26 protein-coding genes and 1 other annotated feature are annotated in these 24,480 nt (G+C 52.0%); of the genes, 19 read left to right on the top strand and 7 right to left on the bottom strand.

From position 1 onward, the window contains the following. Positions 1-185: 185 nt before the first annotated feature. The gene (locus tag ET33_RS31635) at positions 186-3,374 is read right to left on the bottom strand and encodes a transglycosylase domain-containing protein (protein WP_051775893.1); all 3,189 of its coding nucleotides are present in this window, start codon (positions 3,372-3,374) and stop codon (positions 186-188) included. A 187-nt stretch (positions 3,375-3,561) separates the two neighbouring features. Continuing rightward, positions 3,562-3,862 (top strand) — a binding site (T-box leader). 54 nt (positions 3,863-3,916) lie between these two features. Between ET33_RS31635 and tyrS the strand changes: the two genes are divergently transcribed. Then, entirely contained in the window at positions 3,917-5,173 is a 1,257-nt protein-coding gene (gene tyrS / locus ET33_RS31630) for a tyrosine--tRNA ligase (RefSeq protein WP_036691647.1), read from the top strand. A gap of 224 nt (positions 5,174-5,397) precedes the next feature. On the opposite strand, the gene ET33_RS31625 is transcribed toward tyrS, so the two are convergent. From ET33_RS31625 to ET33_RS40520, 3 genes are all read right to left on the bottom strand, one after another. Further along, positions 5,398-6,591, bottom strand: coding sequence for a site-specific integrase (locus tag ET33_RS31625; protein WP_051775891.1), 1,194 nt, complete (start codon positions 6,589-6,591; stop codon positions 5,398-5,400). A gap of 161 nt (positions 6,592-6,752) precedes the next feature. Next, the gene (locus ET33_RS31620; RefSeq protein WP_036691643.1) at positions 6,753-7,223 is read right to left on the bottom strand and encodes an ImmA/IrrE family metallo-endopeptidase; all 471 of its coding nucleotides are present in this window, start codon (positions 7,221-7,223) and stop codon (positions 6,753-6,755) included. Positions 7,224-7,228: 5 nt separating this feature from the next. Further along, positions 7,229-7,768, bottom strand: a complete 540-nt coding sequence (locus ET33_RS40520; protein ID WP_051775889.1) for a helix-turn-helix domain-containing protein — start codon at positions 7,766-7,768, stop codon at positions 7,229-7,231. A gap of 270 nt (positions 7,769-8,038) precedes the next feature. Here ET33_RS40520 and ET33_RS31605 point away from each other — a divergent pair, with 270 nt between their 5' ends. The 10 genes from ET33_RS31605 (at position 8,039) to ET33_RS31565 (ending at position 15,107) form a co-directional block, all read left to right on the top strand. Then, positions 8,039-8,236 (top strand): helix-turn-helix domain-containing protein, encoded by a 198-nt coding sequence (locus ET33_RS31605; protein WP_036691641.1) that lies wholly within the window; start codon positions 8,039-8,041, stop codon positions 8,234-8,236. Next, positions 8,233-9,081 (top strand): hypothetical protein, encoded by an 849-nt coding sequence (locus ET33_RS36820; protein ID WP_051775887.1) that lies wholly within the window; start codon positions 8,233-8,235, stop codon positions 9,079-9,081. The genes ET33_RS31605 and ET33_RS36820 overlap by 4 nt, the downstream gene beginning before the upstream one ends. Next, entirely contained in the window at positions 9,074-9,253 is a 180-nt protein-coding gene (locus tag ET33_RS31595) for a hypothetical protein (RefSeq protein WP_036691638.1), read from the top strand. The genes ET33_RS36820 and ET33_RS31595 overlap by 8 nt, the downstream gene beginning before the upstream one ends. 22 nt (positions 9,254-9,275) lie before the next feature. Next, on the top strand, positions 9,276-9,548 hold the full coding sequence (locus ET33_RS31590; RefSeq protein ID WP_235206872.1) for a hypothetical protein: 273 nt from the start codon (positions 9,276-9,278) through the stop codon (positions 9,546-9,548). A 183-nt stretch (positions 9,549-9,731) separates the two neighbouring features. Then, complete coding sequence (locus ET33_RS40350; protein ID WP_268808342.1) at positions 9,732-9,866, top strand: hypothetical protein; 135 nt, start codon at positions 9,732-9,734, stop codon at positions 9,864-9,866. A 23-nt stretch (positions 9,867-9,889) separates the two neighbouring features. Then, positions 9,890-10,291, top strand: a complete 402-nt coding sequence (locus tag ET33_RS31585) for a hypothetical protein (protein ID WP_036691635.1) — start codon at positions 9,890-9,892, stop codon at positions 10,289-10,291. Next, positions 10,288-11,478 carry a DUF2800 domain-containing protein gene (locus ET33_RS31580; protein WP_036691630.1) on the top strand — a complete coding sequence of 397 codons (1,191 nt, stop codon included), beginning with the start codon at positions 10,288-10,290 and terminating at the stop codon, positions 11,476-11,478. Before ET33_RS31585 ends, ET33_RS31580 begins: the two co-directional genes overlap by 4 nt. A gap of 263 nt (positions 11,479-11,741) precedes the next feature. After that, the gene (locus ET33_RS31575) at positions 11,742-12,338 is read left to right on the top strand and encodes a DUF2815 family protein (protein ID WP_036691625.1); all 597 of its coding nucleotides are present in this window, start codon (positions 11,742-11,744) and stop codon (positions 12,336-12,338) included. 68 nt (positions 12,339-12,406) lie between these two features. Next, complete coding sequence (locus ET33_RS31570) at positions 12,407-12,835, top strand: nucleoside triphosphate pyrophosphohydrolase family protein (protein WP_235206871.1); 429 nt, start codon at positions 12,407-12,409, stop codon at positions 12,833-12,835. A 304-nt stretch (positions 12,836-13,139) separates the two neighbouring features. Continuing rightward, positions 13,140-15,107: a DNA polymerase gene (locus ET33_RS31565; RefSeq protein WP_200879259.1), complete on the top strand. Its 1,968-nt coding sequence runs from the start codon at positions 13,140-13,142 to the stop codon at positions 15,105-15,107. Between the two features lies 1 nt (position 15,108). Here ET33_RS31565 and ET33_RS31560 read toward each other — a convergent pair whose 3' ends face one another. Continuing rightward, entirely contained in the window at positions 15,109-15,450 is a 342-nt protein-coding gene (locus tag ET33_RS31560; protein WP_036691622.1) for a hypothetical protein, read from the bottom strand. A 95-nt stretch (positions 15,451-15,545) separates the two neighbouring features. Here ET33_RS31560 and ET33_RS36815 point away from each other — a divergent pair, with 95 nt between their 5' ends. Beyond that, positions 15,546-16,136 (top strand): hypothetical protein, encoded by a 591-nt coding sequence (locus ET33_RS36815; protein ID WP_051775886.1) that lies wholly within the window; start codon positions 15,546-15,548, stop codon positions 16,134-16,136. Between the two features lie 112 nt (positions 16,137-16,248). After that, a complete protein-coding gene (locus ET33_RS31550; RefSeq protein WP_036691687.1) occupies positions 16,249-17,916 on the top strand; it encodes a DNA cytosine methyltransferase in 1,668 nt (555 codons plus the stop codon). Here ET33_RS31550 and ET33_RS31545 read toward each other — a convergent pair whose 3' ends face one another. Both ET33_RS31545 and ET33_RS31540 read right to left on the bottom strand, forming a co-directional pair. Continuing rightward, complete coding sequence (locus ET33_RS31545) at positions 17,917-18,477, bottom strand: HEPN domain-containing protein (RefSeq protein WP_036691619.1); 561 nt, start codon at positions 18,475-18,477, stop codon at positions 17,917-17,919. A gap of 113 nt (positions 18,478-18,590) precedes the next feature. Continuing rightward, positions 18,591-18,785 carry a hypothetical protein gene (locus ET33_RS31540; protein WP_036691614.1) on the bottom strand — a complete coding sequence of 65 codons (195 nt, stop codon included), beginning with the start codon at positions 18,783-18,785 and terminating at the stop codon, positions 18,591-18,593. Between the two features lie 65 nt (positions 18,786-18,850). On the opposite strand from ET33_RS31540, the gene ET33_RS31535 reads away from it, so the two are divergent. From ET33_RS31535 to ET33_RS39400, 6 genes are all read left to right on the top strand, one after another. Next, positions 18,851-21,202, top strand: a complete 2,352-nt coding sequence (locus ET33_RS31535; protein WP_036691612.1) for a virulence-associated E family protein — start codon at positions 18,851-18,853, stop codon at positions 21,200-21,202. A gap of 267 nt (positions 21,203-21,469) precedes the next feature. Beyond that, positions 21,470-21,751 carry a PDDEXK family nuclease gene (locus ET33_RS31530; RefSeq protein ID WP_036691609.1) on the top strand — a complete coding sequence of 94 codons (282 nt, stop codon included), beginning with the start codon at positions 21,470-21,472 and terminating at the stop codon, positions 21,749-21,751. Beyond that, the gene (locus tag ET33_RS31525; RefSeq protein ID WP_036691607.1) at positions 21,748-23,124 is read left to right on the top strand and encodes a DEAD/DEAH box helicase; all 1,377 of its coding nucleotides are present in this window, start codon (positions 21,748-21,750) and stop codon (positions 23,122-23,124) included. The genes ET33_RS31530 and ET33_RS31525 overlap by 4 nt, the downstream gene beginning before the upstream one ends. Positions 23,125-23,128: 4 nt before the next feature. Then, on the top strand, positions 23,129-23,329 hold the full coding sequence (locus tag ET33_RS31520; protein WP_036691604.1) for a hypothetical protein: 201 nt from the start codon (positions 23,129-23,131) through the stop codon (positions 23,327-23,329). Between the two features lie 104 nt (positions 23,330-23,433). Next, positions 23,434-23,844, top strand: a complete 411-nt coding sequence (locus ET33_RS31515; protein ID WP_036691600.1) for a hypothetical protein — start codon at positions 23,434-23,436, stop codon at positions 23,842-23,844. A 99-nt stretch (positions 23,845-23,943) separates the two neighbouring features. Then, positions 23,944-24,468 carry a hypothetical protein gene (locus tag ET33_RS39400; protein ID WP_036691596.1) on the top strand — a complete coding sequence of 175 codons (525 nt, stop codon included), beginning with the start codon at positions 23,944-23,946 and terminating at the stop codon, positions 24,466-24,468. Positions 24,469-24,480: the final 12 nt, after the last annotated feature.

Genomic DNA, 24,480 nt, shown 5'->3' with positions numbered 1-24,480 from the left:
CTTACAGGAATACTTTGAAACCCGTGAAAATACCGCTAATTCTAATCAAGTTCACGGGTTTTAAGAGCGGCTGGAGGGATATACCCCACCATCGTATGCTGAGAATTTTCTACGCGAAGCGGGTTTCTCAACAAGCTCAGGGATACGAACCGCGCAATCGGTCCGTATCCCTTTTTTCACTGCTGCTATTTCTTGAACTTCACCGCCGCCGAAAGCTTGGATTCGCCGAACTCGTTTGTGGCGGATACTTTGTAATAGCCGTCATAGGAGACGGCATAGTACTTGAATTGCGTTGCATTTGCTACCGTACCGATTTTCTCAAACTTGCCGTTTTCTTTTTCGCTATAGTATACCGTGTATTCCTTAACCTTTTCTTTGCCGGCATTATCCTTCCAGCTCAGCTCGACACCTCCGCCGGTAGACTTGGCCGTCAAGCCGGAAGGCGCAGCCGGAGGCGTCTTGACGGGTGTCTGATCACCATGGTCGGTAGAGTCGTTGCCGGCGCCATGTTCCTTATTCGGTTCAGAGCCGGTGCCCATTCCCGAGCCGCCTGTACCTTCGTTATTTTTTCCATCGCTTGGTTTGCTCTCCGGAGCGGTCTTTTGGCCTCCATCCGGGGGGAGCGACGATAGATCGACGGACGTCCCGTCCGTGTAAGCCGCTTTGCTCGGTACGGATTCGTTACCGGCCACATCGACAGCGGTCACGTAATAACCGTACAGGTTTCCTCCGTTGACGGAATCCGTAAACTTCGCCTCGTCGCCGGCTATCACGACTTTGCTTACCCGTTGGTACGGTCCGTGATTGACGGAACGGTACAAACGGTAGCCGACGGTATCGGCGCTTGAGCTCGCTTGGAACGTGATGATGCTGGTGTCGCCCGCATGAGTCGCGACGACCGTTGTCGGCGCTGCCGGCGGATTTCCGTCGTCCGCCCGTGGATCGGTCTCGGAAGGCGCATCGTCCTGATAATCCTTCGGACGATAAAAATCGAGGCTGCGGCGGCGGTCCGCTTTGACTCTGTCCATAGCGTTCGCCAGCTCTTTAAACAAAGGTCCGAGCGGCTTTTCCCGCTTGATCACGCTCTTCTGTTGAACAAATTCGCTTGGCGTTCCGTCTTGTGCGATATAATTGATTCCGTTATACGTAATAATCGGCAAGCTTACCATGACGTTGTCTTCTTCGGTCGGAACGAATTTTTTATTGAATACGTCCGTGACGAGCTTGCCCGCCTTTGAAGTCGCCTCGCTCGGCAGCTTACCGGAAAGGCTGGACACGGTCGCCTCGACGATATTATCCGGCCGCTTGAACTCTTTTGTCGGGAACAGATCAGGCTCTTTGTTAATCGCGTCATCTAAAACAAGTGCAAAAATATTTTTGGCCCGGTTCGTTCCGCCGGTTTTCTTGCTCAGCTTGTGAATCGGCTGGTCATACCCGGCCCAGACGCCCAGCGTAATGTCCGGCGTGTAGCCCATAAACCAAGCATCGGCGTCGTCCTGGGTCGAGCCGGTTTTGCCGACGATCGGAATTTTGCCGTAGTGCTTGAAATTTTTCATCAGATCGGTTGCCGTACCGGACGTAATGACGGTGCGCATCATATCGGTCATCAGGTAAGCCGTCTGCTCGGAAAAGGCGGTTGTCGGGTTAAGCTGATGCTCGTAGACGACTTTCCCGTTGGAATCGGTAATTTTTCGAATCATGAACGCTTCATTGAACTCGCCCTTGTTGCCGATCGTCGCGTAGGCATTGGTCAGCTCTTTGACCGTTACTCCGTATTTCAAACCGCCGATAACGCCCGTCTGGGCTTGATAGTCGTCTTTGGTAATGGAAACGATCCCCATCTTTTTAGCAAATTCCCATGCCTCTTTAATGCCGACGACATCGACGAACAATTTGATCGCCGGAATGTTGTATGACTGGTTTAACGCCCGTCTGGCCGTGATGAGTCCGTGATAGCCGTCGTCCCAGTTTTCCGGGATGTGAAAGCCTCTGCTGCCGTCCTTGAGAATGATCGGGACGTCGTCGATGACGGAGGCGGGCTGTATAGCGCCCTTCTCCATGGCAGGCAAATAAGCGGCAATCGGCTTCATAGTCGATCCGGGCTGGCGGAGCGCTTGCGTCGCGTGATTCAGCTGCTCCTTGAAAAAGTCGCGGCCTTCCATCATGCCGAGAATGGCTCCGGTTTTGCTGTCCATCATTACGGCGCCGATTTGCTCGGTTCCTTTGACTTTATCGTCAGGAGTAAAGTTATTTTCGTCCTTCGCGATGTTGCGCATCGACTCATAGATGTCTTTGTCGATCGTCGTATACACGTGATAGCCTCCGCGGGACAGTTGGGCTTGTACACTTTTCAGCGCCTCGCTGTACGTCTCCGGGTTGGCCTGTGGGTCCAGCTTCGGCTGTTGGACTGACAGCAGCGCCTTGGCCGCTTCTTTCTCCACCTCGATCATAAGGAAAGGGTAGGTGGAGTAGGCTTTTTTAACACGCTCGGCAAGCGAGCCCTTCAAGTCGAACTGCAGCGCCTCCTGGTACTGCTGCTCGTTGATTTTACCTTCCTCCAGCATTCGCTTCAGCACGAGCTGCTGACGCTGAACCGCACGCTTGAAAGCGGCGCCGTCGACCTCGCCTTTGCTGGTGAAGGCCGAGAAGTTGCTCGGCTGCTGGGGTACGCCAGCCAGATAGGCTGCTTGCGCAATATTCAGCTTGCTGAGATCGTCGATGTTAAATATCCCTTTGGCGGCGGCTTTAATGCCGTACAGATTATAGCCTGAAGAGCCGTTGCCATAAGGAATTTTGTTCAAATAGGCGAGCAGAATTTCATCCTTCGACATCAGGCGCTCCATGCGCATGGCGAGAAAAATTTCTTTGGCTTTGCGGCTGTCGGCTTTATCCAGCGTCAGGAAGACGCGTCTGGCGACCTGCTGCGTAATCGTGCTGCCGCCGGTCTGAATGTCTTCATTCAGCAGCTTTTGGAGCACCGCGCGGACCGTTCCTTTGAGGTCTATGCCGTGATGCTGATAAAAGTCGTTGTCCTCAATCGCCAATACGGCGTCCAGCACCGGCTTGGGGATATCCTTCAAGCCCGCCATCCGCCGGTCTTCCTCGGTACGCAGCTGGCCGACTACCGTATCGTCGCGGAAATACACGAATCCGGTCAAGGCGTCGTCCTGCATTTGCGTCACCATTGCTTCCTTGCTCCGAATCGGATCATCTTTAATCAGTGCGTTGACATAACCGAAAGCGGCGCCGGCCCCCAGCAACCCCGCAAACAAACCGGCGATAAAAAGCCACTTGATCGTATGTAGAGTATATTTGCCAGTTCTAAGCAAGATGACTTGATATCTTGGCCTTTTTTGTTTTGTCTCCTTCTCCATGAAAGCGAGTTCCTCCTGATTGGAAAACATTCCTTAACATTATAGCATAAAAGCACTCCGCTACACACCGCCGCAAAATTGTTCTTCCATGACGATTTGCTGACTTCGGTCTGGGTTGACGCTGCGAAGCGAGGGGTTTGACAATCGTTTTGGCCTTGTGATATAAATAGGGATAATTGTATACCGCTGAAATGCATTGATGGACTTAGTAGGATAAGGAATTAAGCTTGCAGAGAGCCGGTGGATGGTGCGAACCGGCAGCCAACCTTAGACCGAATTACCGTCCGGAGCAGCGGAAGGGAACCTCGGAACGGCATGTCACAGCCGCCCGTCAGTAGCTTCCGATCGGGCAGCAGCCCGTTATCCGATGAAGTGAAAGCTTCGGTAACGAACCTCGGTGAAGGAAGTGCAGTTTCTTCTATGATACCGTTTCGTTTGCCGGGCTTTAATTAGGGTGGTACCGCGAGCAAAGCCTTCTCGTCCCTTGGGATGAGAGGCTTTTTTTTATTGCAAATTTAGAGACCAAGCAGGAGGAACGAGCAATGGCAAAATGGGAGCAATTGACACCGCAGCAGCAGCAGGAGGTGAACCGCCAGCTGGAGACGATTCGCCGCGGAGTCGTCGAGATCGTACCTGAGGATGAGTTGAAGCAGAAGGTCATCAACTCCGTCGCAACGGGAACTCCGCTTAAAGTAAAACTGGGACTTGATCCTTCGGCTCCCGATATTCACGTCGGCCATACGGTCGTGCTGCACAAGCTGCGCCAGTTTCAGGAGTTCGGCCATCAGGTGCAGCTGATCATCGGAGATTTCACCGGGCGGATCGGGGACCCGACAGGCAAATCCGAGACGCGCAAGCAGTTGACGGAAGAAGACGTTAAACGCAATGCGGAGACGTATCAGAAGCAAATTTATAAAATATTGGACCCGCAAAAAACACAGCTGTTCTACAACTCCGAATGGCTTGGACCGCTCACATTCGTCGATGTCGTAGAGCTGTCGGCCAAGCTGACGGTGGCGCGCATGCTGGAGCGGGACGATTTTTCCAAGCGTTATGCGGGCGGCCAGCCGATTCATATCCACGAGTTTTTCTACCCGTTGATGCAGGGCTACGACTCGGTGGCGCTGAAGAGCGATATTGAGCTGGGCGGAACGGACCAGAAGTTCAATCTGTTGATGGGACGTACCCTGCAAAAGGAATACGGCGTCGATACGCAGGTAGCGATCATGAACCCGCTGCTCGAAGGGCTGGATGGCGTACAGAAGATGAGCAAGAGCCTCGGCAACTATATCGGAATCGATGAGGAGCCGAATGAAATTTACGGCAAAGCGATGTCCGTGCCGGACGAGCTGATGCTCAAATATTACGAGCTGGCGACCGACCTTTCGAATGAAGAGCTGCAGCAGCTTCGCGACGGGCTCGGCAACGGCACCGTTCATCCGCGGGATGCCAAGATGCGGCTCGCTTACACCTTCGTCCGGATGTATCATGGGCAGCAGGCTGCGGAAGAAGCGCAGCAGCATTTCGTGACCGTCTTCCAGCAGCGAGCGCTGCCGGAGGATGTCCAGGAAGTAGTCCTGCCGCAGGATGCGCTGGAAGACGGTAAGATCCGCATTGTGAAGCTGCTCGTTACGCTTGGTCTGCAAAGCTCGGGCAGCGAGGCGCGCCGGAGCGTGCAGCAGGGCGCGGTGAAGATCAACGAGGAGAAAATCGACGATCCGAACGCTGAGCTCGCGCCGCAGGGCGGCGAAATCGTGCAGGTCGGCAAACGCAAATTCGCCCGAATTAAGTTAGGGTAAGCCATATGAGAAAAGGATGCTCCGCAAGTCTGTCTCGACTTCGGCGGAAGCATCCTTTTTTTCGGTATTCCGGCAGGGGAGGGCAGAGTCACGGCGCAAAAAAAGCTGCTTCGCAGCAGGTTTCCCTGTTTGCAAAGCAGCTCTTTATGATTAAAAATTAGCGGCTGTAGAACTCGCTGACGACAAAAATCCCTGATATATAAGGGCTTGCGGGCGTTGCCCGATCAATTAGCCCCACTTGCAGCCCCACTCGCCCCACCAAATGTCAAACTGCCGCTGAAAGCAGATACCGCCTTCAACTCGTATTCCTTGAACGAATGGGCGTACACATTGTGAATCATGTCTGGCGTATTACCCAACCGATCAGCGATTGTCTTGACCGGTATCCCCTGATTGATCAGAATGGTTGCATGTGTATGGCGGAGGCCATGCGGGCTGATTTCTCTGATCGGCGTTTTTTCTTTTTCGAGGATTCTGAGTATGCGCTTGAATGAATAGAAGGCCATGTTCTCCGCGATCGGCACGCCGTCCTGATATGAGATGAAGATAAAATCGTTCTCCTTATCCAGCTTCATGCCGTATGAGAACTTCGTCTCTACACACCACCGCTGATAAGTAAGAAGTTGATTAACCAGCACCTGATCGATCGGGATCTTACGGTAGCTGTTTTTCGTTTTGGGCGTTCTGCATCCATGCCGGTCACGAGTGCACTCAACTGTCAGCGTTTTCTCGTCAAAGTTGATATGCTTCCATCGCAAGCCAAGCGCTTCGCCTTTGCGGAGGCCGGTAAAGGCGAGTAAAAGGATGAACGTGTAGTTCGTGATGTTCTCGTATTGCTTGGCCGTTTGCAGAAATAAATCCAGTTCCGCCGCTGTCAGGACGTTCTCCAGCTCGTCGTTAATTTCGACGGTGACTTTTTGGAAACGATTCCTGGGGATGATCTCATCCTCCACGGCAGCGTTAATCGCAATCTTAAACAAACGGTGAAATAGTGCTACCGTCCTGTCGCTGTATTTCTGCTTGAGTACATTGATGTACGCCCGGATATACGTCGTCTTGTCCAGAGAGTTGAGTTTGTACTTGCCGAGAAGCGGTTTCATCTGGTACTTGATGGCGTTTTCCCGCTGAAGTCTCGATGTAATTTCCCAGCCGCTGCTGTACGTCTCATACCAGATATCCAACCATTGGGATACGGTCATCTGGCTATGCTCAACCTGTTTCACTTGCCCGTTCAGTAGCGCGGCCTTTACTTCTATCAGCGCCTGTAGCGCTTCCTTCTCCGTTACAAACCCGCTCTCTTTCTTCTCTTTCCGCTTTCCCAAATTATCGTAATACTTGTGCCGGTACAAATAACGCTTATCGCCGTTTTTCAGAAAATAGTAGTACACTTCATCATGTTTCGTTTTGTGAAGTTCCATCCATATCCATCCTTTTGCGTGGGTAGACGCTCTTGGGGACGGAATAGTTAGGCGCCACCTCCTTTCAGAAATAAGCTGCTTCAATTCACACTTTCCATAACTGGAACGTACGTTCGGTTAGATGGTGTATGTGAACAGCTTTGCGCCCAGAAAGAGCAAAGTTATGATTCAGGAAATAATTCCGCAACGCCTAATGGATCAAGATAAACCGTGTATTGCTTGTCCAAAACAACAAATAACCCGTATTTCTCACGATATCGATCGATAGAATCCTGCAAAAACGCTTCGGTTACTCCAATAAATTCAGCAATTTCATGGCGCCCTGAAACGCGGGCTTTATAGGCCCGTACAATTTCGGTCAGCGGAACAAGTCGCCAGTACGCCCATTGCCGCGCTCGCAATTCTTGCTTTCGAGCACATACATCCGATTGATCTAGGATGTCACCATACGAAGTATGATGGTGGCCGAGTTCTTCTCCCAGGGCACAAGCTTTTTCAACTCTGGTTGGAATCATTTTATTAATCCATATTATGTTATCACCGTACAATCCTTTGTTTCTTGGGCTCATCGGCTTTTCATAGGTGTCAATTCCAAGGTGTTCAGCCTCTCTAAGAAGATTGTCATACAACAAAGGCGTCACTCCTGATGTTTTCGTTTTGACTTCAAAAACTCCTTAAATTGTTTGATATCCTCCAATTCTTCTTCTGTCCAATCATCCCCGTCATGGTGAGCAGCGATGGTTTCGGGCTCGTATTTATTTTTATCTGGGTATCCTGCTGCCGAGAATAGGCTATCGTCATCAACAATCATTTTATATGGATTGCTATTTGCTATTTTCTTAACCAGTTCGAGGGATGGCTGCTCTGTGGTTATTCCCATTGCATAATTTTCAACTGTGTCCAGATCGATGCCAGTATCTGCGGCAAACTGTTCGCAGGTTCTTTTGTTCATGATGATTCGGAACATCTCTTCAAATCTGGTGAGTTCGAAGCCATACAATACGGCATCGACAGGTACTTTGAAGTACTCAGCGACTTTTTGAATTTTGTCTATAGACGGAGAGCTCTTGTCCCAGTTATAAATAGCACCATTGCCAAAACCTAGTTCGACTCCTAATTTAGGAATCGCGGTCCCGCGCTCCTTGCACAACTTCTTTATATTTTCGACTATGCTCATAGGATAATTCATACACCTCTCTGCAAAAAAATCTATATTTTCGATTGTTGTTGTTGACCTAATCTATATTTTCGGTTATTATGATGTCAACAGCTTAATTTATGGCAAAAAAGGCAACAAAAAACCAGATGGACAGGATCCCGCTTTAAAAAATCGTTCCCCAACGACGTTTATTTGGTTATGCCTTCTTACCGATAATAGAATATTTTCGGTTCAATGTCAACAATTAAGCTGTGTTTTTTACAAACATTAGGAGAAGGAGGTTAAGAGATGCAGTACTATACCGAGTTCGGTGGCGAAGCCAGAAAGATCATGTTCCAAAAAAATATCAAAATGAAAGATGTAGCACAGGAACTCGGCGTGTCTGTCACTTATGTGTCAGAGATTTTCAAGGGAACGCGACCAGGCGAAAAGCAAAAGCCCCTAATTGCAAAAATGCTTGGTATGGAAAGCGAGGTATTGAAATGAACAAAAGCGACGCTCTAATTGAAAGTAAGTCGTTACGCGAATCCGTTGTCAATCGGACAGATGTACTGGACAAAGTTAAGAAACTGACTCTGTTACCGGATGATGTGAATGTCAGTGTCGAAATGGCAGCTAGTTACTACGAGGTTGGGAAAGAGGCTGTCAACTCTTTAATAAAGGATAATCGCGAAGAGTTGGAAGCGGATGGTTTGAAAGTTTTAACCGGCGATGAACTGATGTCCTTTAAGGACATGGCAATTATTAGCAAAAAGGCTAGATCATTCACTATCATTCCACGTCGTGCCTTGCTCCGAATTGGTATGCTGCTTCGCGATAGTTTTGTAGCCCGGGCAGTACGCGATCAGCTTCTTAACATTGAAGCCGATCGATCGACACGTTACGACGATCCTGGTCTGCTGCAATTTAAGAAAGAGGTCTTCTTTTTAGAGGCTGCTTCCGAAATGCTGCGGCTCCCCGAGAGTGGAAAGCTCAAGCTAATGGGCGACTTCAATAAAAAGCACGGCTTGCAGGTCCCACTTCCAGCATATGCTGATGAACCAATTACCGAATCGGCAACCGAGTTGCTCAAGAAACATGGGGTAGCGATTCAAACCAAAGCTTTTAACCTTTTACTCATCGGACATGGGGTGCTCGAAGAAAAGGAACGCCCTTCCAGCAAAGGCGGAACGAAGCTCTTTAAGTCAATTACCGATGCTGGGTTAGTATACGGTAAGAATATCATCAGCCCAAATAACCCAAGGGAGACGGCACCTCATTATTATCCTAATAAATTCGCTGATCTGCTCGACCTGATCGGGCTAGGGAAAGGGGGGCAGAAGCATGCCTAATAAGTTTACTGAAACAACCTACGCGCTGAATACCTGCGACCATTCAAGCGATCTGCTTGTGTATTTCGAGGCCATCGTAATGGAAATTCAAAACGGGGCCGCCATCAAAGACTACCAAGTATGCGACGGATCGTTAGTCGTGACTTTGCAATCGGACGACGTTGCATCATGAATAAAGAAGGTGGTGAAGAAAATTGCTACAAACAACAAAAATCAACATTGAAATCGATGAAAAGGCAGTAGTAAGTTTCATTGAGCGTGAATTGCAGAGGCAAATCAACCAGCAGTTGCTGTTGGTTGATATCAGCAAGCTTAGCGAGCTGACGTCGATGTCCGTTCGCTATCTGGAAGACGAAATTTTACCTGACCCAAGAGTCAGAATTCACGAGCGCAAGAAGAATCGCAAGCGCTGGTGGTTGGCTCAGCCGGCTTTGAAGGCAATCGAAGAAATCGTAAATAGCTGGTAATAAAAAAAAATCAACGCGTGGGTAGACGCTTTGACAGGATTTGCGTGGAACGAGAACACCATTGAAGGGAGGTGAACAACTACATGCGCGATACTTCGAAGCTCATAGCATTGGCTTGCGACGGCGATCTGCCGGACAGCTATTTCCGAAACAAGCTGACAATCGGGGAGGTGTTACATACCTATGAAAGCCAAAGTCAGAGTAATGCAATACCTGACTCCGAAACAGCGGAGTGAGTTTTACGGCAAGAAAAACAGCCGGCTGGCGGGCCGACTGCGCAACAAAATTAAAAACCTTTTCGGGTCCATCTTATCATAAGGAATTCAAGGAGGCAATTATCCATGTCTGTACTTATTCAAATTAACGGCGAAAATGCCGGCGAAGCAATTAAGGAACTGTCTGCTTTGGCAGCAGGTATCAACGGTCAGGCAACTGCTCCGGCTGCAGCACAGGAAGCACCGAAGGCACCCCGCGGGCGGGCAGCTGCAAAACCAGCAGCGGCAGCAGCGGAGGAAGAGCCGAAGAACGAACCGGCTGAATCCGGTCCCGGCGAGGAAGACGAGGACGGACCGATCCCGACCGTCGTCGAACTGCGGGCGAAGGCGCAGGAAGTCGGCACAACGCCGGAAGCAAAGAAGGCGATCAAGGCGCTACTGGATGAATTTGGCAGTAAGTCAATCTCTGATGTGCCCGAGAACAAGCGGCACGCGTTCATGTCCGGATTGGCGGGATTGGCAGAATGACGCAGCAAGCACATGCTGAACGCGCTCATGCTTTGCTGGGCGCCTCCAAGGCGGATCAGTGGATCAGCTGCCCGCCGAGTGCCCGGCTGCAGGAGAGCATACCAGACAAGCGCAGCGAATATGCCAACGAGGGAACACTGGCGCACGAGCTGGCTGAGAACAAGCTGCGGCGGCGCCTTTTGATCTGTGATTCTAAGGAGAGAAGGCGGCTCGACGCCGAGTTGGAGAAGATCAAAGCGAATCCGCTCTACTGCCCCGAGATGGAGAGCGCCGTGCAGGAATACGTCGATCTGGTCGAGGGGCGATTCATGGCCGCAAAAGCCCGATCCTCCGATGCCGTCGTGCTGCTGGAGGAACGGCTGGACTTCACGGAATGGGTGCCGGACGGATACGGAACTGGCGACGTTGTCCTGATCGCGGACGGCCTGATGGAGATCATTGACCTTAAGTACGGCAAGGGCGTTCCGGTCAGTGCGGCCGGCAATCCGCAGATCCGGCTATACGGCCTCGGCGCGTGGTCGGCATACAGTTACCTGTACGACATCCGTGAGATCAGCATGACGATCATGCAACCGCGCCTTGATAGTGTCAGCACGGACACGATGCGGGTCGATGAGCTGCTGGAGTGGGCGGAGACGGTCGTCAAGCCTGCGGCGGCGCTGGCCTTTGCTGGCGAGGGAACGTTCAAAGCCGGGGATCACTGCCGATGGTGCAAGGTGAAAGCATTCTGCCGGGCGCGCGCCGACGAGAACATGGCTGCGCTGCAGCACGAATTCCGTGATCCGGCGCTGCTGAGCTTGGAGGAGATCGGTTCTATCCTTCATGTGGCGGAGCAGCTCAAAGCCTGGGCGAAAGATGTGGAGGAGTACGCCTTCGAACAGGCCAAGATAGGCAAGCGTATCCCGCATTGGAAACTTGTCGAGGGCCGGAGTAACCGGACCATTACCGATAGGGACGCAGCCCGGGTGGCGCTGGAGGCCGCTGGTCTCTCACAGGACCAGTACTTAAAGCCGCAGGAGCTGCTGGGCATCAGCGAGCTTGAGAAGCGGATCGGCAAGAAGGAATTTGCCGAAATGCTCGGCGGCCTGATCGTAAAACCCCCGGGCAAGCCGGTTCTCGTTCCGGAGACGGACAATCGGCCGGAATTGAATAGCGTCGAAGGGGATTTTGCGGGAGAGGATTTTTAATGCCTGAGCAGTGGGGGATATGGAGCGGCATTTCGAAGAAGTGGTGTTTCGGCATCGCTGAACCGTCAGAGGAGCTGGCACGGAAAAGGCTTCGAGAGAAAATCGGTGACGACGCTCGCAAGTGGCGATTTGAGACTTGGCGAATTGCACCAGACGGGCATAGGCTCGCCAACGATGGAATAACAAGAATCACACGAAAAGGAACGCGTATTTCAAAGAATGGAAAGATTCTAAATAATTCATCTCAAAGGAGACAAAAACCAATGGCAATAGACAATCAAACTACAAAAGTAATCACGGGCAAGGTACGTCTTTCTTACACTCATATCTTCGAGCCGCAATCCATTGACGGCGGCGATGAGAAATACAGCACGGCGATTCTGATCCCCAAAACGGACAAGGAGACGCTGCGCAAAATCAAGGCAGCCGTTGACGCCGCTAAGGAGCTCGGCAAGAGCAAATGGGGCGGCAAAATTCCAGCCAATTGCAAAACACCGCTGCGGGATGGCGACGAAGAGCGCCCGGATGATGAAGCGTATGCTGGCCACTACTTCCTGAACGCGACAAGCAAGAACAAACCAGGTATTGCGAAGCCAGTAGGCAAGGGAACGGATGGTAAGACCAAGTTCCAAGAGATCACGGACAGCACGGAGGTTTACTCCGGTTGCTACGCCAAAGTGAGTCTTAATTTCTTTCCTTTCGATGCGAAAGGGAACCGCGGCGTCGCGGTTGGCCTGAACAACGTTGTCAAAGTACAGGACGGTGAGTTCCTTGGCGGCCGCTCCAGCGTCAACGAAGAATTTGCTGATGAGGATTTCGACATCGATATGGACGGCGACGAAGAGGATTTCTTGAATTAATCAGTTTGGAGGGGATTCGGCAGCGGGTCCCCTTTCTAATCCAAGTATACAGGAGAGGTCCTCATCTTATGGAATGGAAGCAAGAACGGTTCTATGTAAAGAGAAATGAACAAGGCATGGCAGTACAGGTTGAGGAGAAGCGGCCTATTGGATTCATTGACAATGAGCCTCAGAGTATCGACGAATTCGTCCAAGCTGCCCATGATAACGCGATCGACAAAGGCTGGTACGAGGAGCCCCGCACCTTTGGCGAAATGATCGCGCTCATGCACTCCGAGCTGTCGGAGGCGCTGGAGGAACACCGGAACGGGCGGGGGTTCCGGGAAATCTACTACGAGGGCGAAAAACCGTGCGGCATTCCGGTCGAACTGGCGGATACGGTGATCCGCATCTTCGACACCTGCGGGCATCTTGGCATCGATTTTGAGGCGGCCATCCGGGAGAAAATGACGTACAACGCAACGCGGCCGCAGCGGCATGGAGGGAAGAAATTGTGATTTTCTCTTTTAAAAAAATAATCAATTATGCATATTTTACGTTTAAACCCCTCGGGTGAAGGCACCATTAATGCCTTCAAACCGAGGGGCGCTAGTTGACTTTATTCGTTTTTCTTGGCTGTCGACGCGTTGGTTTTGTTTCAATTTTGACGATAATTTTGATTTCAATTGCTTTGGTGTCGTCGACTTTTATTGTCAATGCCATAGCGCGCCACCTCCTTTCTATAAAGGAGTGGCCTTTCAACAAAATTTTACAAGAAAACGAGGGGAAATACCAGAAATTATTTTTGGAGGGCATTTCACCATGCAGTGTTGCCGGCAAATGACCATAGATATTGAAACCTATTCTTCCGTTGATCTTAAAACGGCCGGCGTCCACCGCTACGTAGAGGCATCGGACTTCGAGATCCTTTTGTTTGCCTACGCTTGGGACGACGGTCCAGTTACAGTCGTCGACCTGACTGATCTTGAATCTTTACCGGATGATGTCTATGATGCTTTGACCGCTCCGGACATTATCAAGACGGCGTTCAACGCGGCATTCGAAAGAGTTTGTCTCTCTAAATGGTTCCATATGCCGATGCCAGCGGAACAATGGCGTTGCACTGCCGTCCATGCGCTGACGCTCGGGCTGCCGGGATATCTGGAAGGCGTCGCGGAGGTGTTGAAGCTTGAGGCCCAGAAGGACGCCAAGGGCAAAGCGCTGATCAAGTATTTCAGCGTGCCGTGTAAAACGACGAAGACGAATGGTGGCCGGACGCGGAATTATCCGCACCATGCGCCGGACAAGTGGGAGGATTACAAGGCCTACAATCGGCAGGACGTTGTCGTCGAACGGGAGATCCGCAAAAAGCTGGAGCGCTTCCCGGTGCCCACCAACGAATGGCGGCTATGGGCCCTCGATCAACGAATCAACGATCGGGGCGTCCGGCTCGATCCGGTGCTGGTCCGGCAGGCGATTACCTGCGACGAGCAATACGAGGCACGGCTGCTGCAAGAGGCCCGGGATATTACCGGGCTTGATAATCCGAACAGCCTGCAGCAACTCAAGAGCTGGCTGGCGGACCGCGGGCTCGAGACGCCGGATGGGCTCGCCAAGGAGCACATGCCGGTGCTGCTGGATGCGGCGCCGGATGACGAGACGCGGCGGGTGCTGGAGCTGCGGCAGGAGATGGCAAAGACCAGCGTGGACAAATACAACGCCATGACGCGGACGATCTGCGCCGACGACCGGGCGCGCGGGCTGCTACAGTTCTGCGGAGCAAATCGCACTTGGCGGTGGGCCGGGCGGCTCATACAGGTTCAGAACCTGCCGCAGAACAAGATTGAGGGCTTGGCTCTGGCGCGGGAAACGCTCCGGAGCGGAGATTTCGAAATGTTGGAGCTAATGTTCGGCGCGCCGCCGTTCGTCCTCTCCCAGCTCATTCGGACGGCTTTTATTCCCTCGCCCGGCTGCCGGTTCATTGTCAGTGATTTCTCGGCCATTGAGGCCCGCGTCATTGCATGGTTGGCGGATGAACACTGGGTTCTGGACGTATTCAGGGGGCACGGCAAGATTTACGAAGCAACGGCGGCCAACATATTCAAGGTGCCGTTTGAGACAATAGTCAAAGGGCATGAGAACTACAAATATCGCGCTTCAGGTAAGGTTACTGTTTTAGCCTGCGGATACCAAGGCGGGCCGAATGCAATGGCAGCGATGGACACTAAAAAAGAGGTCGATCCGGATGAATATCCGAAGCTCGTTAAGCAGTGGAGGTCGGCCAACCCGAATATCGTCAAGCTCTGGTATGCTACCGAGAAAGCGGCCGTGACGGCGGTGCGCGAGAAAACGACCGTTAAACTCAAGCACGGGGTCCAATACCGCTACGAGCAGGGCGTGCTGTTCGCTGATCTGCCGAGTGGCCGGAGCCTAGCCTATGTGAATCCGCGGATCAAACCAGATCCGAAGTTTGACAAGGACGGCCTCGTCTTCGACGGCATGGACCAAGTCAAGAAAAAATGGATGTCGCACCGTACGTACGGCGGCCGGCTTGTGGAGAATCTAGTGCAGGCGATTGCGCGGGACTGCTTGGCTGAGAGCATGATGAGGCTTGATAAAAATTACTACGACATCGTTATGCACGTTCACGACGAAGTGGTTTTGGAAGTGCCGATTGGCAGTGGGTCTTTGGAGCGTGTGACTGAGATTATGGGGCAACTGATTTACTGGGCGCCCGGGCTGCCGTTGCAGGCAGCCGGCTTTGAATGTGATTTCTATCAGAAGGATTAGTTTAGAAGATGGCGTCCTCTTCCTCTTCGTCAGTGATTAAGTATTCATAGTTTTCCTTAATTATGTAGAGAGGCGCGCCAAACTCTTTCGAAAGCAATTCAACAATATCTTTAACACTTAAGGAATTATCAATAATGTAACCGTCTATAAGTCCATGCCATTTCGTTGGATAAGCTTCTGGGAAGTGACCACTTCCTGCACTGTGACCAACTGCTCTGTTAAGCACATTGGTTACTCGACAATAGTCCTTATTGTGTAAAAAGTTTGCGATATTACTAATCAGTTCTTCAACAGAATGAATTGAAAACTTGCTTGTTTCTTCTTGAAAAATTCGAATATGCATAGTTGTCCCTCCCAAACGGTTATTTATAAGTGTTTCGACATAATTTACCAAAATCCTTTCTCTATCATCAGAACTATTAATAGGAGGCCCATATCGTGGCGATTAAGAAAAGCGATTTAAGAGAATTTATTGAAACCAAGGCACGCCAAAGAAAAGATGCTCTGCGGAAAGTGGCCCGTGCGGAGGTTGAGTCCGTTGTCAAACCGATTGTTTTCGAAGCCTATAAAGAGGCGGACACAGTCGAACGTCAAGCTCAATTGTTCCATGATTCCTTTCTAAACCTGATCGAGCGGTATAATCGGTTCGACATCTGGCGTATGAAAAGCATTATTACCGACGTTAACAGGCACGTTATCAGCTTAAGATCAGATATTGTCCAGCAAGAAACAAGTCTCATCCTTCATAACTTACTTGATCGGGGAACAAACGGATTAATGGAAGAGCTGCAGCCAGCTGTCGAAGAACTGAAAACGAAGCTTGCAGCTAAAATTTCGGAATACCGTGATTTGGTTAAGCTGACGGAGGAGATCCTGACCATCATCGACTCTTGTCACAATGGTGATAAGGCTTACAAACGGCTCGAAGAATTGGGCGTCGACCTGAAGGGATTTAAAACAGAAAATTCAAACCTGCCGGCTGTTATCAAGCTTTCGGCAAATGTTTGCCTACTGAACGGGGATTGCTGATATGAACCGCAGACGGAAATGGAGAAGGGAACGAGCTCTTGCAATAGCGGTTGGTGAGAGTCGCCAGCAATGGTTAAAGGTCCTCTCTACCCCGGAATATTGGAAAGATGAAATCGTCGTTGATAACTTCGCTGGCGGGGGAGGCGCCTCAACTGGCATCGAATATGCGATCGGTCGCAGCGTCGATGAGGCAGTCAATCATGACCCCGCGGCGATCGCCATGCACGAAGTCAACCACCCTAAGACGCGGCATCATTGTGAAGATATCTGGGGCATTCACCCCCGAGATATTGCGGCTGGTCGCCGTGTCGGCCTCCTCTGGCTTTCCCCAGACTGCACACATCATAGTAAAGCACGCGGCGGAAAGCCAAGGGAAAAGGGAATACGCGGACTCGCTTGGGTGGCGGTTCGCTGGGCAGCTACCGAACGGCCAAGAGTCATTATGCTGGAAAACGTCGAGGAGTTTCTGGACTGGGGGCCGTTGGGCAAGGATGGGAGACCGATCAAGTCGCAGAAGGGCCGAACGTTCCGCAGTTTTGTCAACGCCTTGAAGCGACAAGGCTATGAAGTCGAATGGCGTATCCTTCGTGCTTGTGACTACGGAGCCCCAACGATCCGCAAGCGGCTATTCTTAATCGCTCGTTGCGACGGCCGTGCGATTGTCTGGCCCGAGCCGACCCACATTCCAGCGACGAAGCCGTTCAAAATCACGGCGGGCGGTCCTCTGCCATACCGGCGTGCTGCCGATATCATCGACTGGTCGATTCCGGTGCCATCTATCTTCGGACGTACGCGCGAGCTGGCTGACAATACAAAACGCCGAATTGCTCGGGGAATAGACAAATTCATTATTAAGGTGGCGGAGGCAGGCGGCATCCCGTTCATGGCGCCGTATCTGGTCAACGTAAACCACAGCGGAGACGGATTCCGCGGCCAAGGACTGGACGAACCACTCCAAACAATCACAGGGAAGAATGGGATCGGTATTGTAACTCCTATTCTTGCAGTAAACACGACAGGCAGCTCGGGCAGTTCACCTAACGAGCCTCTTAAAACCATAGCAACCGGCGGGCATCATATGTTGGTAGCGGCTTCCATGGTCAAACATTACGGTGGAGGATACAACGGCCCAGGTAACTCAATGGAGGACCCGCTTTCAACCATCACGACAACTGACCATAATGCTCTTCTTTGCGCCAACCTGATCCAGTACCACACGGAAACGCGGAACGGTGAAGTGCGGGGCCAAACGTTGGGTCAGCCACTCATGACGCTGGATACATCCAACAGATATGGGATCGTCTCTTCACACCTTATCAAGTTCCGCGGGAACAATATCGGTAGCCATATGGCCGATCCGGTCCCGACGATTACCGCCGGCGGCATGCACATCGGCGCGGTCTACGCCTTCATGGTCGCGTATTACGGCAGCAGCGTTGGACAGCCAGTAGACGATCCGCTTGGCACGGTAACGACTCACGACAGGTTCGGCCTCGTCCTGGTGCATATTCAAGGCGTCCCTTATGTGATCGTTGACATCGGCATGCGCATGCTAACCCCGCGGGAGCTGTACCGGGCGCAGGGCTTTCCGGATTCGTACATTATTGATCCGATCTACAACGGCAAGCCGTTCACACAGGCGGAGCAGGTGGCGAAATGTGGGAATTCGGTGTCACCCGTCATTCCGGCGGCGCTGGTCCGGGCCAATTTACCGGAGCACTGCGTGCCGGAGATGACGGATCGATATTCGAAGGCGGATTGGGTGGCGATGCTGGCGTAATCAAACAATGGTTTTAGAAGCCGTGCTGTTGACCCATTGAGGCGGATTTTCATTTGCAATTGTGTATAGCTCTTTTATGTAATTCTTTACAATTACCGAAGCATCTTTGGAGGCTATAAAAATATTATCCGAGTACACAGCATCATGTGAACTGAATGAATAGTGAATGATCTTGTTTCTTAATTTTGTTAAGTTATCATACTTGGCGTCCAGCGATTTCCATCTTAATTTATTCAACTTTCTAAGGTAGTTATATTTTTTGGAAATACTCGCTAAATCAGTGGGAATATTCTTGGTCTTAAAATTGGGATCAGTGAGAAAGTCAAGAACCCTCTTATCGTCGCGAGATAATCTGGATTGCTTCTTTAAGGAACCAACAATTAGCTTTGCAATCTCCGCTTCAGCAGCAGCACAAAAGCTAATTATTGCTGCACGGCAATAACGCCAGTGGTTAAATTTATTCTCTTGATTCTCTAGTTTCTCGGCTTGTTCAACATAGAACAGTCCGTCGTTATACATTTCATTTCCCATATTAGTTATTGTTACCCTTCCTATTATCATTTTGTACCTCCTTGTATAAATGATATTTTACCATATATTTCACTATTTTTCATCGGAAGTGAAGTATATAAATGAACTGGACATTGGTGTTAGCGTGCACTCAATAGCTTATTTCATCGAATCCGGAATTCGCAATTTTCTTTTAAATATTTTGCCCCATTGATAGTAACCGAATGTTCTGTTTGTGATTCAATGGGGCCGCCGTAGTCAAGAATACGGCCGCTCTGCCAAACAATCACATCACTTTTATTGAATATGGCGGCTGCAATTTGTTCGGGTGAAACAAGGAGAAACCCAGATTTGAACATGACCATAATCACCTCGCACTAATATTACCAAAATGGAAGCTTTTCGAGAATAAGGAAGTGAAAACATGCAGGAACTCGATATTAGCTTCGGCAAGCACCGGGCCGATACAAACTGGAAACCTGAATATCTGACCTGGAACGAGTTTGTTGATCGGCTGCGGAAGGTCCGGCAGACGGCGGAGACGATGGCGCAGTACGACGCCATGCACAACATCGGCCGGGGCAAGGTCAAGGACGGTCCCGCTTTTGTCGGCGGGCTTGTCCGGGGCGGCCGTCGTAAGAAGGAGAACGTTGATACCCGCAGCCTGATCACTTTGGACGTGGATCGCGCGGACGACGGTTTCCTGTTCACGGCCGAGCTGGTGCTGGGCGGCTGCGCCTACGTCATCTATTCCACCCATAGCCACAGGCCGCACAAGCCGAAATACCGCCTGATTGTGCCGGTGGATCGTACCATGACGCTGGACGAATATGCCGCCGTCAGTCGGAAGCTCGCGGAGCAGATCGGCATGAGCTACTTCGACAAGACAACATTTGAGGTTCACCGCTTGATGTATCTGCCAAGCTGCAGCAATGACGCGGAGCCGGTGCTGGAGATTTACGAAGGCGATCCACTCAGCGTCGACGGCTTGCTGGCGGAATACGGCGACTGGCGGGATGTTATGCAGTGGCCCCGGCATCCGGATGCAAAGGCCGGGCCGCAGCTCGGCGGTAAGAAGGCGCAGGACCCGCGGGAGAAGTACGGCACGATCGGCCTGTTCTGCCGGGCGTTCACGATCGAGGAAGGCATCGACACGTTCCTTTCTGACATCTACGTCCCTGGCTCCATGCCGAACCGCTACACATACACCGGCGGGACCAGCGGGAACGGGCTGGAGGTCTATCCGGATCAGGATCTCGCCTATTCGCACCAGGACAGCGATCCGGTCGCGGACGGGCGGACATACAATTTATTTGACCTCGTGCGGGTCCACAAGTTCGGCCATCTCGACGAGCGGGTTAAGGAGCATACGCCAGACGCCAAGAAGCCGAGTCATGTGGCGATGGAGCACTTCGTCGCCGGGCTGCCGGAGGTCAAGCGGCTGAAAATGGACGAGCTTCAGGACACGTTCGGGGAGATGGACGAGGGACCGGATCATGAAGAAGAGGACGAAGAGGAGCCCGAGGACTGGAAGGACAAACTGGAGCTTCACCATAAAACCTGCGATCCGCTCCCCACGGCGGGAAATATAGAGCTGATTCTTTCGCATGACGTTTGGCGCGGGGTGCTGGCCTATGACGCGTTCGGGAATGCGGAGGTCATCCGGAAGCCCTTGCCTTGGCGGGATCTTGAGCGGCCGCACAAGGAATATGAGCCGTGGCTGGGTGCCGACGACAAGCGACTGCAGCATTGGTTTTCGAAGGTCCATAAAATCAACTCGACCAAGACGATTCAGAACGCCTTTACGGAGGTTGTGCATCGAAATGCCTTTCATCCGATTAAAGCTTACATCGAATCCCACCAATGGGACGGCATATCGCGTATCGAGACCGTTTTTATCGATTACTTGGGGGCCGAGGATACCCATTACACCCGGCAGGTGACGCGGAAAATGCTGCTGGCGGCCGTCGCCCGGCTTTATCGCCCGGGCTGCAAGTTCGACGAAATGCTGGTGCTGGTTGGCCCGCAGGGGGCCGGCAAGAGCAGCCTGCTGGCGAAGCTCGGCCGGGATTGGTTCAGCGATTCGCTGCGGACATTCGAGAACAAGGAAGCCGGCGAGCACCTGCAGGCGGGGTGGATCTTCGAGATCGGTGAGCTGTCGGCCATGAAGAAGTCCGAGGTAGACGAGGTTAAGGCGTTTCTCTCGAAGACAGAGGACCGTTACCGCGTGGCTTACGATCGGCAGGTATCGGAGTTTCCCCGGAAATGCGTATTTTTCGGGACGACGAACACACGGGACTTTCTGAGGGACGAGACCGGCAACCGCCGTTTTTGGCCCGTAGACGTTGATCCGGCGCGGGCACGATTCAGTCATTGGGAGCATCTTACGGATGAAGTTGTAGGGCAAATCTGGGCTGAGGCGTTGCACCTATACAAGGCGGGGGAATCCTTGGCGCTGGATCGGAAGGCTGCCGAGGAAGCGAAACAGCAGCAGGCTGCACACTTGGAAATCGACCCGCGGGAGGGGACCATTCAGGAGTGGCTGGAGACCCCTGTGGAGGACGAATTCGGCAGTGAGCCGTATACGCATAAGCGCGTATGCGCCGCAATGATCTGGGCGGAGGCACTGCACAATAGAACTGGCGCAATGACGAAGTGGGAGGCCCGCAGTATTTGTGACATCATGCGCCGCATGCCTGGATGGAAAGAGCTGCCGGGCCGGGTCCGCGTACCGGGGTATGGGCAACAAACCGCGTTTGATAGGGTGATCCCTTAAGAAGATCATCAATGCATCATAATGAATCATTCCTTGATGCATATGATGCGTCAAAAAATCTGTAATGCGTCACCTTAACGAATCAGTAAAAGCCAGCCATATCAAGGGTTTACGGCCTACTGATTCATATGATACATCATTTTTCTACTATATAAGATAAATTAAATTAACCTAGGAGAAGTAGATAGGGTATATAGGTAAATCCTAGGTTAAACGTGAACACGTCTATACGCGTGCGTGTGTAATCATCACTCAGGAGGAAACTATATGCGTGAGTCGGCTATAGAAGCCCGCCTGGTACGAGAGGTGGAACGAATCGGCGGGCTTGCCCCAAAATGGGTAAGCCCCGGGAATAACGGCGTGACCGACCGGCTCGTGATCCTGCCGAATGGTGTGACTGTGTACGTCGAAACCAAGGCCCCCGGGAAGCCTCTTAAACCATTGCAGCGGAAATGGGCGAAGGAGCTCACGAAACGAGGCCATCGCCATTACAAGATTGATTCGATCGAAGACATCGATCGGTTCATAGCGGAGGTGAGCGGAGGTTGAAGTATAAGCCGCATCAGTATCAGGAGTACGCGACGGAGCGTATCCTGGACACAAATTATATCGCGTTATTGCTGGAGATGGGTTTGGGCAAAACCGTCTCCACGCTAACAGCGATTGACCGCTTGCTGAACGACTATTTTGATGCTGCGCGTGTACTGGTAATCGCACCGCTTCGGGTGGCCGACGACACCTGGGCCCGTGAAGTCGAGAAATGGGATCATCTCCAGCACCTGCGGATTTCGAAGGTACTGGGTAGCGTCGGAGCACGCCGGAAAGCGCTGAAATCCGAAGCCGATATTTACGTGATCAATAGGGAAAATGTTGAATGGCTCGTGAGCGAATACGGCAACAGGTGGCCGTTCGATACTGTCGTGATCGACGAACTGAGCAGCTTCAAGAATTCCAATTCCAAGCGGTTCCGGGCCCTCCGGCGTGTACGCCCGATGATGAAACGTGTGATCGGGTTAACCGGTACGCCGGCGCCGAATAGCCTGATGGACCTTTGGCCGCAAATCTACCTCTTGGACCAAGGCGAGCGGCTGGGTAAGACAATCACCGGTTTCCGCGACCGATACTTTAATCCCGGCGCCCGAAGCGGCCATGTTGTTTACGAGTGGAAACAGAAAAAAGAGGCTGAGCAGCGGATTTACGAGGCCATAAGCGATATTGCCGTCAGCATGAAAGCCGAGGATTGGCTGGAGCTTCCCGAACGGATTGACCGCATCGTACCAGTCAAGCTGTCGCAGGAAGCCCGGGAGCTGTACAAAAAGCTGGAGCGTGACTTGCTTCTGGAATATGTTGACGCCGATGTTGTCGCGAATACTGCAGCGGTCCTTTCGAACAAGCTTCGGCAAATGGCCTCCGGTGCCGTGTATGACGAGGATCGAGGTGTCAAGGAGATCCACAAGGCCAAGCTGGATGCGCTAGAGGATATCATCGAGGCGGCACAAGGGAAGCCGGTCATGGTATTTTACGATTTCAAGCATAGCTTTGAACGAATTCAGCAGCGGTTTCCGCAAGCCCGGACGCTGCGAAAGGGCAAAGACGGGAACGAAGACATTCGGGCTTGGAATAATGATGAGATTCCGCTTCTTCTGTTGCATCCGAAGTCAGCGGGTCACGGTCTCAACCTGCAGGAGTCAAGCAGCCAAACGATTGTTTGGTACGACCAGATATGGAGCCTCGAAGAGGACCAGCAGGCCAACGCCCGGGTGCACCGGCAGGGTCAGACCCGGCGAATTGTCGTTATGAGGCTTGTGGCCGAGGGCACGATGGACCAGGAAACGGTCGACGCGCTGGAAAGAAAAGCAACAGGGCAAAACGAGCTAATGGAAGCCGTGAAGGCGAGAATTCAAAAGGTGAGAGGGGCATGAGGAAATGACCAAACAACGGCATGTCGGCCAGTCCTTTCGTGCGGTAGTAATGCCGATCAAAATCAAAAATGGTATCCCGACCGTGATTTCTCTCGGCGGACGAGTTTATATTCTGCAAGCCCAAGATCAGTTTAGAGGCGAAAATGGAGGCAAACATGGGGGTAAAGGAAGAATCGACTACAAAAGAAGCTGCCGTGAGCAGTGAGGATAAAGAGTCCAAAGGTTTTGATTCTACGGAACCAGAATATAGAACAGGCATTTATCGGCCCATTGGGGATTGAGATTAAAACGAACGGAGGGCGAGGCGGATTGAACTACGTCAAACTGTATTACGACATCACCAAAGAGATTGAGATCTACGAGCTGCGGCTGGAGGATCTGGAGGGCGAACTGAAACAGGCCCGGAAGCTTTGTTTTGATGGCCGGCTGCCGTCCAGTCCGCTGCCGGTTCATGTGCCGCTCGACAAAGCCCTGGAGCAGTACGACAGCGTTGTCTCTAAGATCAGGGAAGTGTCGGAGTGGCTGGCCCAGAAGAAGCTGATCCGGCAACGGATCGAATCGAACATACGGGACTTTCAAGGGATCGAGTATCAAGTCGCCTATATGCGGGATATCATGGGGATGCCGTTAGGAAAGATCGCGGATGAATTGGGGTATTCTTACAGCTTCATTTCGAAGATTAGCAGCCAAGTACGAAAGTGCAAAAAGAGTGAAAAATGAAGTTGCAAAAACCTGATATACTGAAATCGTGAAAATATGTCCGAATAACAGCAGGCCGCCTATGGGCGGTCTTTTTCATTTCTACGAAAGGGCGTGAACATGGTGGGGCTAATCCAATATTGGGATGACGACAAGAAGGAGCCGGTTACCGTGTCGACCAAGAATCCGTTGCCGTTGTCCGGCGGGGGAGGTGGCACACCGGCGGACGGATCAATCACGACGGCCATGATCCAGGACGGCGCGGTGACGACGGCCAAACTCGCAGCCGACGCGAAAGCACCGTTTGCTGGCACAGCCGATTCGGCGAGTGCTGTCGCCTGGGCGAACGTATCGGGCAAGCCCGCGACATTCCCGCCGACCATCGGAACCACGGCGGCAACGGCAGCAGCAGGCAACCACACTCACGCTGCAGCAACCACCAGCGCGGCCGGCTTCCTGTCTGCAGCGGATAAGACAAAGCTGGACGGGATCGCGGCGAATGCTGTCAACGCGGCCGGAGCTGTCACGGCTATCGCTGCCAAGACGCAGATCGCTGCGCTGACACCGATCGCAAACCCGGCGACCGCAACCGTCCAAGATGCGGCGAATGCGTACAATGCGCTGCTGGCTGCGTTGAAGGGGTGACCGGTTTGAAGA

This window comes from Paenibacillus tyrphae (genome assembly GCF_000722545.1).
GTDB lineage: Bacteria > Bacillota > Bacilli > Paenibacillales > NBRC-103111 > Paenibacillus_G > Paenibacillus_G tyrfis.
This window is presented reverse-complemented; position numbering and strand designations above follow the sequence as displayed.

Coding starts and splice junctions, on each gene's coding strand:
- ET33_RS31530 (WP_036691609.1), top strand. CDS start 21,470: ATGCGTGAGTCGGCTATAGAAGCCCGCCTGGTACGAGAGGTGGAACGA.
- ET33_RS31585 (WP_036691635.1), top strand. CDS start 9,890: ATGTCTGTACTTATTCAAATTAACGGCGAAAATGCCGGCGAAGCAATT.
- ET33_RS31605 (WP_036691641.1), top strand. CDS start 8,039: ATGCAGTACTATACCGAGTTCGGTGGCGAAGCCAGAAAGATCATGTTC.
- ET33_RS31580 (WP_036691630.1), top strand. CDS start 10,288: ATGACGCAGCAAGCACATGCTGAACGCGCTCATGCTTTGCTGGGCGCC.
- tyrS (WP_036691647.1), top strand. CDS start 3,917: ATGGCAAAATGGGAGCAATTGACACCGCAGCAGCAGCAGGAGGTGAAC.
- ET33_RS31625 (WP_051775891.1), bottom strand. CDS start 6,591: ATGGAACTTCACAAAACGAAACATGATGAAGTGTACTACTATTTTCTG.
- ET33_RS39400 (WP_036691596.1), top strand. CDS start 23,944: ATGGTGGGGCTAATCCAATATTGGGATGACGACAAGAAGGAGCCGGTT.
- ET33_RS31535 (WP_036691612.1), top strand. CDS start 18,851: ATGCAGGAACTCGATATTAGCTTCGGCAAGCACCGGGCCGATACAAAC.
- ET33_RS31635 (WP_051775893.1), bottom strand. CDS start 3,374: ATGGAGAAGGAGACAAAACAAAAAAGGCCAAGATATCAAGTCATCTTG.
- ET33_RS31540 (WP_036691614.1), bottom strand. CDS start 18,785: ATGTTCAAATCTGGGTTTCTCCTTGTTTCACCCGAACAAATTGCAGCC.
- ET33_RS31520 (WP_036691604.1), top strand. CDS start 23,129: ATGACCAAACAACGGCATGTCGGCCAGTCCTTTCGTGCGGTAGTAATG.
- ET33_RS36820 (WP_051775887.1), top strand. CDS start 8,233: ATGAACAAAAGCGACGCTCTAATTGAAAGTAAGTCGTTACGCGAATCC.
- ET33_RS31565 (WP_200879259.1), top strand. CDS start 13,140: ATGCAGTGTTGCCGGCAAATGACCATAGATATTGAAACCTATTCTTCC.
- ET33_RS31595 (WP_036691638.1), top strand. CDS start 9,074: ATGCCTAATAAGTTTACTGAAACAACCTACGCGCTGAATACCTGCGAC.
- ET33_RS31560 (WP_036691622.1), bottom strand. CDS start 15,450: ATGCATATTCGAATTTTTCAAGAAGAAACAAGCAAGTTTTCAATTCAT.
- ET33_RS31545 (WP_036691619.1), bottom strand. CDS start 18,477: ATGATAATAGGAAGGGTAACAATAACTAATATGGGAAATGAAATGTAT.
- ET33_RS31570 (WP_235206871.1), top strand. CDS start 12,407: ATGGAATGGAAGCAAGAACGGTTCTATGTAAAGAGAAATGAACAAGGC.
- ET33_RS40350 (WP_268808342.1), top strand. CDS start 9,732: ATGAAAGCCAAAGTCAGAGTAATGCAATACCTGACTCCGAAACAGCGG.
- ET33_RS31575 (WP_036691625.1), top strand. CDS start 11,742: ATGGCAATAGACAATCAAACTACAAAAGTAATCACGGGCAAGGTACGT.
- ET33_RS40520 (WP_051775889.1), bottom strand. CDS start 7,768: ATGAGCATAGTCGAAAATATAAAGAAGTTGTGCAAGGAGCGCGGGACC.